The organism is Methylobacterium sp. Leaf117 (genome assembly GCF_001422985.1).
GTDB lineage: Bacteria > Pseudomonadota > Alphaproteobacteria > Rhizobiales > Beijerinckiaceae > Methylobacterium.
In genome coordinates this window covers 618,664-632,929 of record NZ_LMNL01000034.1, presented here as the reverse complement: position 1 = coordinate 632,929, position 14,266 = coordinate 618,664, and the positions used below count along the sequence as shown (strand labels likewise).

The following is a 14,266-nucleotide window of genomic DNA, read 5'->3' as shown; positions in this document are numbered from 1 at the left end:
TCAGAACACCGAGAGGCGCGGGATCGCGGTGACGAAGCGCCCGCCCCAGTCACGGATCGTCGCCATTTCGCTGGCGATTTCGTCCTTGAGGTTCCAGGGCAGGATCAGGACGTAGTCTGGCCGCATCGCTAGCAGCGCCTCTGGCGAGACCACCGGGATGCGGCTTCCCGGAAGGCGCGTGCCCTGCTTGTGCGGGGAGCGATCGGCGACGGCCCCGATTAGTTCGGGGCCGATGCCGCAGTAATTGAGGAAGGTGTTGCCCTTAGCTGCCGCTCCGTAGGCGCAGACGGTCCGATGCGTCAGCCGCAGATCCGCCAGGAAGGTCAGGGTGGCGCACTTGATGGCGACCACATCCTCCGCGAAGGCGGCGTAGCCTTCCGGACCGAACAGCCCGCCCGCCCGCTCCTCCGCCAGGACCCGTGCCACGGCGTCGGTCTCCGCATGGGCCGCTGCCGCATGGCAGAAGAACACCCGCAGGGAGCCACCATGCGTCGGCCATTGCTCGACATCGAACACCCGCAGGCCGTGCGCCGCCAAGATGTTCGAGACGACGCCGAGGGAAAGATACGAAAAATGCTCGTGATAAATGGTGTCGAACTGGCGCTCCTGGATCATCCGGAGGAGGTGCGGGAACTCGAACGTACCGACTCCCTCGGATTTCAGTAGAATCCGGAAACCTTCGACGAAGTCGTGAATGTCGGGCACATGGGCGAGCACGTTGTTCGCCGCCATCAGGTCGGCCGCGTGACCGTCCGCCAGCAGGCGGCGGCCGGTCTCCTCGCCGAAGAATGCCACTTCGGTGGGGATGCCGCGCTGACGGGCCACTGCCGCCACGTTGGCAGCGGGCTCGATTCCAAGAGCCGGGATGCCGCGGGCGACGACCGCTTGCAGCAGATAGCCGTCGTTGCTCGCCACCTCCACGACCTTGCTGACAGGCGAGAGCGAGAAGCGCGCCTGCATCGCTGCTACGTAGGCCTCCGCATGGGCGATCCATCCGGCCGAGAAACCCGAGAAGTAGGCATAATCGGAAAAGATCGCCTCCGGGGTCTCGAAGGCCTCGAGCTGCACGAGCCAGCAGGAATCGCAGACATAGGCATGGAGCGGGTGGAACACCTCACCCCGGTTCACCCGGTCAGCCGGCACGTAGGCGTTGGCCAGCGGTGACAGGCCGAGATCGGCCACGCTTCGGCGGAGGGCGGCTCCGCACGCCCGGCAGGTGCGTGACGGGCCCGCAGAGGTCGTTTCAGAGGCATTCATGTCCGGAACCGTCATATCCGACATCGTCATCCGCTGAGCGCCTCGTAGGCCTCGATCTGCGCCAGAGTCAGGTCGCGGGCTGAACCGCCATCGGCCTCGGCGCGATGCCAAGCGGCGGTCCAGGCCAGGGCCGCGTCGAGGCGCAGGCGCCGGTCCCAGCCGAGATAGGTGCGGGCCTTGGCGGAATCGACCTTGAGGAAGGTGGCCTCGTGCGGGTGGATCGCCGGGGAGAGGTGCCACAGGGCATCCGCCCCCCAGGCCTGGGCGAGTGCATCGACGAGGTGGGCCACCGGCCGGCAATCCTCGTCAGCCGGCCCGAAGTTCCAGGGCTCGGCGTAGCGCGGCCCGTCCGCGCCCACTAGGCATTCGGCCAGACGGAGATACCCGCTCAGGGGTTCGAGCACGTGCTGCCAGGGCCGGGTGGCGTGGGGTGCTCGGATCTCGACGGACTCGCCGCGGGCGAAGGCGCGGACGATATCGGGCACCAGCCGATCCTCCGACCAGTCGCCCCCCCCGAGGACGTTGCCCGCCCGCGCGGTCGCGATCCGGCAGTCGCGCTCGGCAAGGAAGGCGTTGCGATAGGCCGCTGCCACCAATTCGGCACAGGCCTTGGAACTGCTGTAGGGGTCGTGGCCGCCCAGCGCCTCCGTTTCGCGATAGCCGTAGGGCCATTCGCGGTTTTCGTAGGCCTTGTCGCTCGTCACCACCACGACGGCCCGCACGGAGGGCGTCGTTCGCACCGCATCGAGCACGTGGGCGGTGCCCATGACGTTGGTGGCATAGGTGCCGAGCGGATCGCGATAGGAGGCACGCACCAGCGCCTGGGCCGCCATGTGGATGACGATCTCGGGGGCGGTGGCGGCGAGGCAGGCCCGCACAGCGTCCGCATCGCGGATGTCGCCGAGATGCGAGTCCATTCCGGCGCCGATACGGGCCGCCTCGAACAGGTTCGGCGCGCTTTCGGGCGGAAGTGCCAGCCCGCTGACGCGGGCCCCCAGGCGCCCCAGCCATAGGCAGAGCCAAGCGCCCTTAAAGCCGGTCTGACCAGTGACGAGCACCCGCCGGCCGGCCCAGAACGCGGGATCGGGATTCGGGTCGCGGGTGCGCGGCAGGGGGAAGGGCGAAGGCTGCACGCTGAAAATCGATCTCCAGGGGGGCGACGAGACTACCAGCACTTCCAGGGCGGCGCCTCGCTCGCCCACAGGGCTTCGAGGTGGTTCTTGTCGCGCAGGGTATCCATTGCCTGCCAGAACCCGGTGTGGACGTAGGCCGCGAGCTGCCCGTCGGCGGCAAGGCCCTCCAGGGGTTCTGCTTCCCACACCGTGCCGTCCCCCGCGATCCGGTCGAAGACGCGCGGCGAGAGCACGAAGAAGCCGCCGTTGATCGTCGCTCCGTCCCCCGCCGGCTTCTCGCGGAAGCGGCGCACCGTGCCGGCCTCGAGATCCAGCGCGCCGAAGCGGCCAGGCGGTGTCACCGCCGTGAGGGTGGCGAGCCTGCCCTGCGCCTTGTGGAAGGCAGCGAGCGCGGTGAGGTCCACGTCGGCAACGCCGTCGCCGTAGGTCATGAAGAAGTCGTCGTCCCCCAGATAGGCGCGCACGCGCTTCAACCGCCCGCCCGTCATGGTGGTTTCGCCTGTCTCGATCAGCGAAACGCGCCAGTCCTCGGCAGCGCTGCGGTGAAAGTCGACGTCGCCGCGTCCGATGTCGATGGTGACGTCGGAGAGGTGCAGTCGGTAGTTCAGGAAGAATTCCTTGATAACGTAGCCCTTGTAGCCGAGGCAGATGATGAATTCGCGCACCCCGTGAGCGGCGAAGATCTGCATGATGTGCCAGAGGATCGGACGACCGCCGATCTCCAGCATGGGCTTAGGCCGCGTCACTGTCTCCTCAGACAGGCGCGTACCGAGACCGCCTGCGAGGATGACTGCCTTCATGGGGTCCTGAACGGTCTTCGCGGGGCCCGGAAGGGGGCCGGAGCGGCGTTTCCGCAAGGCTTAGTCGAGGGGATGGGCTTCGTCCAGGCGTGGGGCCGGCCGATCGATGAGCCGGCTTTTCCAGTCTCTTGCGGGCTCGCCCGGGGCGCCTGTCATCGCAGCTTCACATGGGCCGGTCATGCCCGGGCCTGAGAGGATCATCCCGGTTGCTCGTGGATGCATCCGGAATGATGGGCGCGGGCAAGGAGCCATCGCGCTAGGGTCGAAGAAGAGGACGTGCGATGTGGGCGGCTGACGAGCGCGGGACGGCCGAGCCTGGCGAGGGCGGCCTGACCCGTGCGGCGATGGCGTCGCTTCCCGGAGCGGGAACCGACAGGGAGGGCGAACGCAGCATGGCGAAATCCGACAAGCGCCTCCGTCCCCCGGGCGCCAAGAGCGTCGGTTGGGCCCTGGTCCAGGCCGCGCGCCTGCACCGGTCCCGTATCGGTGACCGCTTGGTTGCCCTCGACCTCTTCGCCGGTCAGGAGCAGGTGGTGCAGGCGCTGGCCGCCGCCGGGACCATGACGATGGGGGATCTCGCCGCGATGCTGCGGGTGCGCCCGCCCACCGCCTCCAAGACGATTTCGCGGCTCGCTGCCCTCGGCTTCGTGGAGCGCCGGGCCGAGGCCGGCGACGGCCGCATCGTACGCGTGCGGCTCACCGAGACGGGGCTGGCCAAGGCTGCGGCCATCGAGCGGCTGTGGGATGATGTCGAGGCGGAACTCCTCGATGGATTCGACGGCAAGGAGAAGCGTCGGCTTCGCAAGCTCCTGCGCAAGGCCGCCCGCAACCTCGCCGAGGCGTCCGGCGTCACCGGCCACGAGGTCGAGGGCGATTCCGAGATGGATGAGGAGGAGTCGGATTCGCTGGTGGTTCCGGAAGCTCTGTAGACGGGCCGCCCTATGGGTCGGAGACCGCCGTACCACCCAGCGGCCGTGTGCGCTCAGCACAGCCTCTCCGACCTCCTGCACGACCCGAGGCCGTCAAGGCTGCAAGGGACCCTACGCCGGCAGGTGCGGCTTGGCGTTGACAGCCTCGGGTTTGGCTTTGCGCATCATACCAGACCCCGCATGAACTGCCCGACGGCGCCGCAGGAAGCGGTTGCGGTTGCGCTCGATCAGGCGCGCCAAGTGGGTGGCGGCGCGATCGAACATCCATAAGACCCCGCAGATCAGGATGGTGATGGTGCAGGTGAGGCCGATCACAAGGCCCCAGATCCCGGGAGCCGGGAGAACCATCAGGCAGACCAGCCCAAAGGTGGCAAGTAACGGCACGGCCTTCGTCATGGATCGCCCTCCGAAGGCGGCACTCGTACCTCTCGCTTGCACCCAACATTCTTAAGGCTTCGGGACCGTGGTGCGCGAAATCGCGCCGATTTCAAATGTGGGTGAATATCGGGTTTCAGTTCCGTGCGATCGATCCCTTCCGGTTCTCTCTTTCGACTCCTGCTGCCATGTGTGACGCTAGGTCCAACCCGGTGCGGCTATGCGGGAATGCGGCCCTGCTCTGAAGCTCCGCGTCAAAGGACTGACGCTGGGCCCCATGGCTCTGGCCAAGCGGCGCGCCGAGATTGGGATCGAGCCCTTGGGGATCGATTCGAGGGCCGCCGCGCCCCGGAAAGGGCGCCCGGTCGGCATCGCGCTGCTGTGCGGTACCGGGCCTTCTTCGCCTGCCTCGACGCGTCGGCCGAGACGCTGGCTGGCCTGAGGCGACCCACTGCTCTCGACCGTCATGCGCTACGCGGTGAAGGTCTGCCTGGTCTTGTTGGTCCTGAACCCGCTGTGAGCGCCCGGTGTGGCCCAGACGAATCGGTTCGGTCCCTAGGTCCTGCGTGCGCTGCTGCTGTTCGGATCGACGGCCCTCAGCTCCCGGACCCTGCGCAAGCTCCAACTCGCCGAAACCCTGTCGACCGAGTGCGCCGCGCCCTTGATTGGCACGCTGATCACCAGGCCGCTACTCGGCGAATGGTCGACTCCGCGCCGCCTTGCCGCTCGGCCTCTTCGGCACGGTGAGGCATTGGCGGCTGGTGTCCGCCCACGTCTGGGCGCCCGCAAACGTGCTGGCGTCCTTGATGTCCATCCAACTGCTCTGGTCGTTGGTGCTGGGTTACCTGATCTTCGGCGACGTGCCGGACCGATGGACACTGATCGGTGCGTCCATCGTCATCGGCTCCGAGCCCTACTCTCCTGGCCCAGAAGCGGCGCTCCGCTCAGCGGTGACGGCGATGGTGGGAATGGCCGCGCGACTTCATGCGCGTGCGATAGGCGCGGCGGCCGGGATCGATGCCGAGCGCCCCGTTCACCGTGCCGACCGCGCCTCCGACCGCACCGCCCACGATGCCGCCCACCGGACCGGCGACCCGATCCCCCTCGGCGGCTCCACGGCGCATTCCACCGGGCAGGCCCTGTGCTTCGGCCGTGCCCGACAGGGCAAAGGCGGACAGGACGAGGCTGGCGGCGAGCAGAGCTTTTCTCATGACGGTGTCTCCAGATGACGCCGCGTCTCGGCTCATCCTTCAACCAGGACAGGTCCCGAGCGCGTGAGAAACAACGGCCGAGCTTGGAAAAGGTGGCATTGAAAGTTCGGGCCGAACGTGCAGGAGGTCGGAAAGCTCGCTAGTCTCAGGTCGATACCGCTGCTAGAAGCCGCCAGATGTGCGTTGATGGTGATCCGTGCGGGTGGTTCGGTGTGCCGGACCGGACGACCCGGTCTCGAATTATGAGCCCGGCCTGCGCCTGAGGGCCGCCGTAGCGGACCCGATGCGAAGGCCGGGAGGGCGATCACTCGCCTCCGTTCCGCTGGCCCTGGGGGCAGATCGCCCACCGACCGCCCGACACCGACCCGCGCCGAAGACCTCACAGACATCCCATGAGCGACCAGACCTCCCCCCCCGTCGTGCCAGCCCGCGACTATTCGAAGACCCTGTTCCTGCCTCAGACCGAGTTCCCGATGCGGGCCGGCCTGCCGGTACGCGAACCTCTGCTTCTCGAGCGATGGGCCGCCACTGGCCTCTATGGACGGATTCGTGCTCAGGCAGCCGGCCGGCCGAAATTCGTGCTGCATGACGGCCCGCCCTACGCCAACGGCAACATTCACATCGGCACGGCGCTGAACAAGATCCTGAAGGACGTTATCGTCCGCGCGCAGGGCGCGCTCGACTATGACGCCAATTACGTGCCGGGATGGGATTGCCACGGCCTGCCGATCGAATGGAAGATCGAGGAGCAGTACCGCGCCAAGGGCCGCAACAAGGACGAGGTGCCGGTCCTCGAATTCCGCCAGGAGTGCCGGGCCTTCGCGGGGCAGTGGCTCGACGTGCAGCGTGAGGAGTTCAAGCGCCTGGGCGTCACCGGTGATTGGGATCATCCTTACGCCACCATGACGTTCCCCGCCGAGGCCACCATCGCCCGCGAACTCATGGCCTTCGCGATGACGGGCCAGCTCTACCGCGGCTCGAAGCCGGTGATGTGGTCGGTGGTCGAGAAGACAGCTTTGGCCGAAGCCGAAGTCGAATACGAGGACGTCGTCAGCGACGCGATCTTCGCCGCCTTCCGGATCACTGACGGCGCTCCGACGGAGCTTGCACCGGCACGGGTGGTGATCTGGACCACCACGCCCTGGACCATGCCGGCCAACCGGGCGGTCGCCTATTCTAAGAAGGTCGCCTATGGCCTCTACAGGGTCACGGCAGCCGCCGACGACAACTGGGCCAAGGTCGGCGACGCCTATGTCCTTGCGGACACGCTCGCCGCTTCCGTCTTCGCCAGCGCCCGCGTCGAGACCTTCGAGCGCCTGCGCGACGTCGCGCCGACCGAACTCGCCGGCCTGACCCTAAGCCATCCGCTCGCCGCCCACGTGCCCGGTTACGACTTCGCCGTTCCGCTCCTCGATGGCGAACATGTCACGGACGAGGCCGGTACCGGCTTCGTCCACACGGCGCCGAGCCACGGCCGGGAGGATTTCGAGGTCTGGATGGCCAACGGCCGGATGCTGGCTGAGCGCGGCATCGACACCCGCATCCCCTACACGGTGGATGCCGATGGGATGCTGACCGACGAGGCGCCCGGTTTCACGGGAAAACTCGTCTTGAATCACAAGGGCGAGAAGGGCGACGCCAACAAGGCGGTCATCGCTGCGCTCACCGACGCGGGTACCTTGGTGGCGCGTGGCACGCTCAAGCATAGCTACCCGCATTCCTGGCGATCGAAGAAGCCGGTCATCTTCCGCAACACCCCGCAATGGTTCATTGCGATGGACCGCCCAGTGGATTCTCTCGGCAACCGAACCCTGCGTGAGGTTGCCGTCCAGGCGATCGAGGAGACCCAGTGGGTACCGCCGCAGGGCAAGAATCGCATCAACGGGATGGTCGCCAACCGGCCAGACTGGGTGGTCTCGCGCCAGCGCGCCTGGGGTGTGCCGATCACGGTCTTCGTCAAGCGCGGTACTCACGAGGTGCTACGCGATGAGCGCGTGAATGCTCGCATCGCTGCCGCCTTCCAGGCGGAGGGCGCCGACGCTTGGTTCACCGATGCGGATGGCGCCCGCTTTCTCGCCCCGGACTACGATCCGGCGGACTATGAAAAGGTCACGGACGTCCTCGACGTCTGGTTCGATTCCGGCTCGACACATGCCTTCGTGCTTGATGATCCCGAGCAGTTTCCAGGTCTTTCCGGCGTCAAGCGCCGTCGCGATGGCGGCACCGACACGGTGATGTACCTTGAGGGCTCGGACCAGCATCGCGGCTGGTTCCAGTCGTCATTGCTGGAATCCGCAGGCACTCGCGGACGCGCGCCCTACGACATCGTCCTGACCCACGGGTTCGTACTCGACCCCAAGGGCCTGAAGATGTCGAAGTCCAAGGGCAACGTCGTCGCGCCACAGAATGTCATCAAGGATTCCGGTGCCGACATCCTGCGCCTGTGGGTTGCGGCCTCCGACTATGCCGATGATCTACGCATCGGGCCCGAGATCATCAAGACCTTTGCTGAGACCTACCGTAAGTTGCGTAACTCGCTGCGATGGATGCTTGGCTCGCTGGCACATTTCGAACCCGGCACCGAGATCGCCCATGCGGACCTGCCCGAACTGGAGCGGCTGATCCGGCACCGCCTCTCCGAACTCGACGGCGAGATCCGCGAAGCCTACGCGACCTTCGACACCAAGCGGGTGGTGGCACTCCTCAACGGTTTCATGACGGGCGATCTTTCGGCTTTCTACTTCGATGTCCGCAAGGACGTGCTCTACTGCGATCCTGCCTCGTCTGCGGTGCGCCGGGCCGCCCTGCAGGTTATCGATGAGACCTTCCGCCGGGTTACGATCTGGCTGAGCCCTGTCCTAGCCTTCACGGCCGAAGAGGCGTGGCTCGACCGCTACCCATCCGAAAACGACTCGGTCCATCTCCAGATCCTTCCGGAGACGCCGGCCGCTTGGCGGGACGACGCTCTGGCGACGCGCTGGCAGACCATCCGCCGCGTGCGCCGGGTCGTCACCGGCGCCTTGGAGATCGAGCGCACGGCCAAGCGCATCGGCGCCAGCCTCGAGGCGGCGCCTACCGTGTTCATCGCGGACTCGGCGCTGCGAGCGATCGTCGAGGGCGTCGACTTCGCCGATATCTGCATCACGTCCGCCATCCGGATCACGGACGGGGAAGGCCCGGCGGAGGCCTTCCGCCTCGACGATGTGCGAGGCGTTGCGGTGGTGCCGGCCCTGGCCGAGGGCCGGAAATGCGCCCGATCCTGGCGGGTGACGCCCGAGGTCGGCAACGACCCGGACTATCCCGACGTGACCCCACGCGACGCCCGCGCCCTGCGCGAGTGGGATGCCGCCCAGGCCAGCACGAGTGCCGCGTGAGCCAGCGTCCGCAGCACCCCTTCCCCCAGCCAGGGGGGAGGGCCAAACCATGCACGTAACTCCTTTCCGCCTCGGCCTCGGTGCCCTTCTCCTGACCCTGGTCTTCGACCAGGCTTCGAAGCTTTGGCTCTATTTCGGCACCGATCTGGTGCTGACCCAGCCCTGGCGGCTCACCCCCTTCGCCGAGTTCCTCGTCGTCTGGAACCGGGGCGTGTCCTACGGGATGTTTCAGCAGGAGGGTGGCCTCGGCCGCTGGGTTTTGGTGGGGGTGTCCTGCCTGGCGGCCCTCGGCCTGATCTTCTGGATGCGGCGAGCGGAGACGCGTCTGCTCGCCGTTGCCCTCGGGCTCGTAGCAGGCGGCGCCATCGGCAACGCCATCGACCGGGCGGCCTATGGCGCGGTGTTCGACTTCGTTCACCTCCACTGGCGCACTTGGTCCTGGTACGTTTTTAACATCGCCGATGCGGCCATCGTCGCGGGCGTTGTTGGCCTCATCCTCGACAGCCTGCGGCCGGTACCCCGGCGCACGGGTTCCAGCCTTTGAAACAGGATCGGCATTTCTAGTCGCCCTGTGATCCGTAAGTCACAGTCGGAATCGTTGTGCGGCCGCGGCTGGTGCGCTGCGGTCAAGGCGCCATACGATCGCCTGAAACCCAGGTCAGGCCGAGAGGGTCGGATCAGGATCGCTGTACACAAGGCGACCATCCGGGCTCGGGCAACCGGGACCCACAACCGGGCGGAGAGCGGGGATAGCATGATCGGGCATCGCGGTTTGCTGTTGGTTATGGCGGGTGTTCTGACCGCCGGGAGCGCGCAGGCGCAGCAGGGCGTCTTCATGCGCGACGCCCTCAGCAACATCGGCCTCATCGAGCCCGAGAAGCCCGCGATCACCTATCGCGAGCGGGCCCCCCTCGTGATGCCGCCCAAGCTCGACGGCAAGGCCCTGCCGGCCCCGCGCCAGCCCGAAGCCTCGGCCCAATGGCCGAAGGATCCCGAAATCGTCCAGCGTGAGCGCGAACGCGAGGAGGCTAAGAAGCCCATCGCGCGAGGTGCACAGGGCCGGATGAACGACAACAACATGACCCTGTCGATCGACGAGATGCGTGGCGGGCGCCGTGCCAGTGCCCAGACCCGTACCGAGCCGGGGCGCCCCGAAGGCGAGAACGATGACCGGAACTCGTTCTGGTCGAACCCCTTCGGCCTGCGCTCCGCCGAAGTCGCGGAGCCGTCGGCGGTCGAGCCCGATCGCGACGTGCTTACCGATCCGCCCAATGGCTATCGCAAGCCGCCCCGTAAGGTTGCCAAGACCAATGGTGACCCTGTGAACAATCCCTACCGCGAGCGCGAAGAATCCGATCCGGGCGCCTATGTGCGTGCGCGCTCAGCGAACTGAATTCCGGATCAGGCTCGGCGCCGCGCAGGGTGCGGGCGTCGCGAGAGAACCCGTTTCCTGCCCCTCCGACGCACCCCCGTGGCGTGGAGCCGGCGCAATGCCAACATGACGGATGGCCCTCGCAGGCTGCCAGCCGCAGAAGGAAGAGCTTCGATGCATCTGTTCAGGAAGGACACGCCCCTCTTCGGACCGACGCGCCGGCACGGCAGCGCCGGTCGGGCGGAAGCCGCTCCCTTCGGACGCTCCGAGGCAGGTGGGCCCGAGGTCAGTGCCTTCGCCCTCGACAATGGACTCGATGTCGTCGTCGTTCCCGATCACCGCGCCCCGGTCGTCACGCATATGGTGTGGTACCGCAACGGCTCGGCCGATGATCCGCTCGGCCAGTCAGGCATCGCCCATTTCCTTGAGCACCTGATGTTCAAGGGGACCGAGCAGCACCCGATCGGCGCCTTCTCCAAGGCCGTCTCCGGCCTCGGCGGCCAGGAGAACGCCTTCACCTCCTACGATTACACCGCCTATTTCCAGCGCGTCGCCCGCGATCACCTGCGGACGATGATGGAATTCGAGGCCGACCGCATGACCGGTCTCGTCCTCGACGATGCCGTTGTGGCGCCCGAGCGCGACGTGGTGCTGGAGGAGCGCCGCATGCGGGTCGAGACCGACCCGTCGGCGCAGCTGTCCGAGGCGATGGCTGCCTCGCTCTTCGTGCATCATCCCTACGGCACGCCGATCATCGGCTGGATGCACGAGATCGAGGAACTGAACCGCACGCACGCTCTCGACTATTACAAGCGCTTCTACACGCCGGAGAATGCCATCCTGGTGGTTGCCGGCGACGTGACCCCGGACGACGTTCGCCGCATGGCCGACGACACCTACGGCCGCGTTACTCCGCAGGGCACCCGGCCGCTGCGCATCCGCGCCAAGGAGCCGGAGCCGCGGGCGCTCCGCCGCCTCGCGGTCGCCGATCCCAAGGTCGAGCAGCCGACCCTGCAGCGCCTCTACCTAACCCCGTCCTGCATTACTGCGCGAGACGGCGAGTGCCATGCGCTCGAACTGCTCGCCGAGGTCATGGGCGGTGGCTCGACCTCCTACCTCTACCGCAAGCTGGTGATGGAACTCGGCGTCGCCGTGAATGCCGGCGCCTGGTACATGGGCTCGGCCATCGACGACACCCGATTCTCAGTCTACGCGATCCCGGCCGAGGGCGTCAGCCTGGAGAAGCTGGAGGAGGAGGTCGACCGCGTCCTCCGCCGCGTTCCCTCCGAGGCCTTGAGTGCGGAAGCGATCGAGCGGGCCAAGACCCGGCTCGTGGCCGAGACGGTCTATTCCTCCGACAGCCAGTCCTCGCTGGCCCGCATCTACGGCTCGGCCCTCGCCATCGGCGAGTCGATCGAGGAGGTCCGGCGCTGGCCCTCCGACATCGAGGGCGTGACGCAGGCGCGCCTCACGGCGGTGGCCGAGCGCTACCTGACGCCGTCCCGCTCCGTGACCGGTTACCTGACCAAGGCTCGCGAAGCCGAAGCAGCCTGAGGCCTTTCAGGCCGCGCGGCCGATCCGACCCCGCGGCTGGCCGATCCCCTTCGAGAGGCCGCGGCCCTGCCGCCGCGCCCCACGCACAGCATGAGGTTCCCATGAACGTGGCCACCACCGACCTGCTCGACACGTCCGCCACCCGCTCCGCGACCTCGCCGACCCAGGCCGTTCCCGTCGCGACCGCCCCCGGCATCGAGGCGTGGCACGTCGAATCCCCGGTGGTGCCGCTGATCGCCCTGGCCTTCACCTTCGAGGGCGGCGCGGCCCAGGACCCGGAGGGCAAGGCCGGCGTGGCCCAAATGCTCGCTCGCCTCCTCGACGAAGGGGCGGGCGACCTGTCCTCGGACGCCTTCCAGGAGCGCCTCGCGGCCCGAGCCATCGAACTCTCGTTCCATGCCGGCTCCGACGCCCTGGGCGGCTCGCTCAAGATGCTGGTCAAGCATGCGGACGAAGCCATCGACCTCCTCGCGCTCGCCCTTGCCAAGCCGCGCCTCGACCCCGACGCCATCGAGCGGGTGCGGGCTCAGACCCTGGCTGGGCTGCGCTACCAGCAGAACGATCCAGGTGTGATGGCCTCGCGCCGCTTCTTCGCCGAGGCCTATGCCGGCCATCCCTATGCCCGCCCGTCGTCCGGCACGCCCGAGAGCATCGCGGCGATCACCCGCGACGATCTCGTGACGATGCATCGCCAGATCATCGGGCGTGGCGGTTTGAAGGTCGCGGCGGTGGGCGCCATCGACGCCGCACGGCTGGCGGAAAGCCTCGAACGGGCCTTCGGCAGGCTCGCTCTGGCCGCCCCCCTCAAGGCCGTGCCTCAGACCCGAATGCAGAACATCGGCGCGCGCCACGTCGTCGACCTCGACGTCCCGCAATCGGTGATCCGCTTCGGCATGAACGGCGTGCCCTGGCGCGACCCCGACTTCATTCCGGCCTACGTTCTCAATCACATCCTCGGCGGCGGCTCCTTCACCTCCCGCCTGTTCCAGGAGGTGCGCGAGAAGCGCGGTCTCGCTTACTCGGTGGGCACGTCGCTGGTCAGCCACCGCGCCGCGTCGATGACCTGGGGCTACACTGCCACTAAGAACGAGCGCGTCGGCGAGGCCCTGTCGGTGATCGGCGAAGAGATCGGCCGCCTCATCACCGAGGGTCCGTCCGACGAGGAGTTGCAGAAGGCGAAGGACTATCTCACCGGCTCCTACGCCCTCGGCTTCGATACCTCGACCAAGATCGCCCACCAGCTGGTGCAGATCGCCTTCGAGGGCCTCGGCATGGACTATATCGCCCGCCGCAACGATCTCGTCGCCAACGTGACCCAGGCCGATATCCGCCGCGCCGGCGCCCGCACCTTCGCGGATGGGAAGATGCTGGTGGTGGCCGCCGGGCGACCCACCGATTTCTGACGGGGCACCGATTTCCCCAGGCGCTGCGGACGAACCGCCGCGCCGCGGACCGGGTTCTTGGGACTGTACGCGGGCACGGCGGTTGCTAGGGTGCGGTTGCTAGTGTCTGCCAGAGCGGCGGCGATGCCGCGCCGCTCGCTTTCAAGCTCGGGACAGTCCGGATGACCTCACGCCTTGCCTCCCTGCCGGTTCGCCTTGCCCTTGTGGCAGCGATGGGCCTCGCTGCGACGCCCGCCCTGGCGCATCCGGGCCATGAGGCGGCCAGCGGGTTGGCACAGGGCTTCCTCCACCCCTTGAGCGGCCTCGACCATCTCCTCGCCATGGTGGCGGTTGGCCTCATCGCGGCGCGGATCGGCGGCCGAGCCCTCGTCCTGGTGCCTCTGTCCTTCCTTGGCATGATGGCTGTCGGCGGAGCGTTGGGTGCTGCGGGCATCGGACTTCCCTTCGTGGAAATCGGCATCGCCCTCTCGGTGGTCGTGCTGGGCGCCTCGCTGGCCCTGCGGCCTGCCCTGCCTGTTGCTGCCGCCATGGTGCTGGTTGGCGCGTTCGCGGTGTTCCACGGGCATGCCCATGGTGCCGAGATGCCGGAGACGGGCTCGGGCCTCGCCTACGGACTTGGATTCCTCGGTGCGACTGCGCTCCTGCACGCGGTCGGACTCGGTCTTGGCCTGTCCGCCGGGCGTCTGGCCCGCAGCCTCGCCGCCCTGCGGGTCGCCGGCGTTGGTCTGGCCGTTGCCGGCCTCGGCCTTCTGGCCGGCGCTTTCTGAGCATCACGCCCAACTTCCGTGTACGTCTCCGATCGCACGGCCCCCGCGAGGGGGCCGTTTTGTGTTCGGTGGGCGGCGCACCTATCTGACG

12 protein-coding genes are annotated in these 14,266 nt (G+C 67.6%); 7 read left to right on the top strand and 5 right to left on the bottom strand.

From position 1 onward, the window contains the following. Genes ASF57_RS17540 through rfbF form a run of 3 tightly spaced genes read right to left on the bottom strand, consistent with a single transcriptional unit; the run spans position 1 to position 3,190 of the window. The gene (locus ASF57_RS17540) at positions 1-1,257 is read right to left on the bottom strand and encodes a class I SAM-dependent methyltransferase (RefSeq protein WP_056486105.1); all 1,257 of its coding nucleotides are present in this window, start codon (positions 1,255-1,257) and stop codon (positions 1-3) included. Between the two features lie 26 nt (positions 1,258-1,283). Beyond that, positions 1,284-2,390 carry a CDP-glucose 4,6-dehydratase gene (rfbG, locus tag ASF57_RS17535; RefSeq protein WP_244476990.1) on the bottom strand — a complete coding sequence of 369 codons (1,107 nt, stop codon included), beginning with the start codon at positions 2,388-2,390 and terminating at the stop codon, positions 1,284-1,286. Positions 2,391-2,422: 32 nt separating this feature from the next. Next, positions 2,423-3,190, bottom strand: a complete 768-nt coding sequence (gene rfbF / locus ASF57_RS17530) for a glucose-1-phosphate cytidylyltransferase (RefSeq protein WP_056182549.1) — start codon at positions 3,188-3,190, stop codon at positions 2,423-2,425. Positions 3,191-3,534: 344 nt separating this feature from the next. Here rfbF and ASF57_RS17525 point away from each other — a divergent pair, with 344 nt between their 5' ends. Beyond that, positions 3,535-4,119 carry a MarR family winged helix-turn-helix transcriptional regulator gene (locus ASF57_RS17525; protein ID WP_056486097.1) on the top strand — a complete coding sequence of 195 codons (585 nt, stop codon included), beginning with the start codon at positions 3,535-3,537 and terminating at the stop codon, positions 4,117-4,119. A 111-nt stretch (positions 4,120-4,230) separates the two neighbouring features. Here the strand turns inward: ASF57_RS17525 and ASF57_RS17520 are convergent, their stop codons facing one another. Both ASF57_RS17520 and ASF57_RS17515 read right to left on the bottom strand, forming a co-directional pair. Beyond that, entirely contained in the window at positions 4,231-4,515 is a 285-nt protein-coding gene (locus ASF57_RS17520; protein ID WP_056485454.1) for a hypothetical protein, read from the bottom strand. Positions 4,516-5,438: 923 nt separating this feature from the next. Next, the gene (locus ASF57_RS17515; protein ID WP_056485452.1) at positions 5,439-5,705 is read right to left on the bottom strand and encodes a hypothetical protein; all 267 of its coding nucleotides are present in this window, start codon (positions 5,703-5,705) and stop codon (positions 5,439-5,441) included. Positions 5,706-6,097: 392 nt separating this feature from the next. Here ASF57_RS17515 and ileS point away from each other — a divergent pair, with 392 nt between their 5' ends. The 6 genes from ileS to ASF57_RS17485 all read left to right on the top strand — a co-directional run bounded on the left by ileS (position 6,098) and on the right by ASF57_RS17485 (position 14,175). After that, complete coding sequence (gene ileS / locus ASF57_RS17510; RefSeq protein ID WP_056485450.1) at positions 6,098-9,079, top strand: isoleucine--tRNA ligase; 2,982 nt, start codon at positions 6,098-6,100, stop codon at positions 9,077-9,079. Positions 9,080-9,128: 49 nt separating this feature from the next. Further along, entirely contained in the window at positions 9,129-9,623 is a 495-nt protein-coding gene (gene lspA / locus ASF57_RS17505; RefSeq protein ID WP_056485448.1) for a signal peptidase II, read from the top strand. Positions 9,624-9,833: 210 nt separating this feature from the next. Next, entirely contained in the window at positions 9,834-10,472 is a 639-nt protein-coding gene (locus tag ASF57_RS17500; RefSeq protein ID WP_056485446.1) for a hypothetical protein, read from the top strand. A gap of 153 nt (positions 10,473-10,625) precedes the next feature. Next, positions 10,626-12,005 (top strand): pitrilysin family protein, encoded by a 1,380-nt coding sequence (locus ASF57_RS17495; RefSeq protein ID WP_056485443.1) that lies wholly within the window; start codon positions 10,626-10,628, stop codon positions 12,003-12,005. A gap of 101 nt (positions 12,006-12,106) precedes the next feature. Then, positions 12,107-13,408, top strand: coding sequence for a pitrilysin family protein (locus tag ASF57_RS17490; RefSeq protein ID WP_056485441.1), 1,302 nt, complete (start codon positions 12,107-12,109; stop codon positions 13,406-13,408). Between the two features lie 161 nt (positions 13,409-13,569). Beyond that, positions 13,570-14,175 carry a HupE/UreJ family protein gene (locus tag ASF57_RS17485; RefSeq protein WP_056485439.1) on the top strand — a complete coding sequence of 202 codons (606 nt, stop codon included), beginning with the start codon at positions 13,570-13,572 and terminating at the stop codon, positions 14,173-14,175. Positions 14,176-14,266 lie beyond the last annotated feature (91 nt).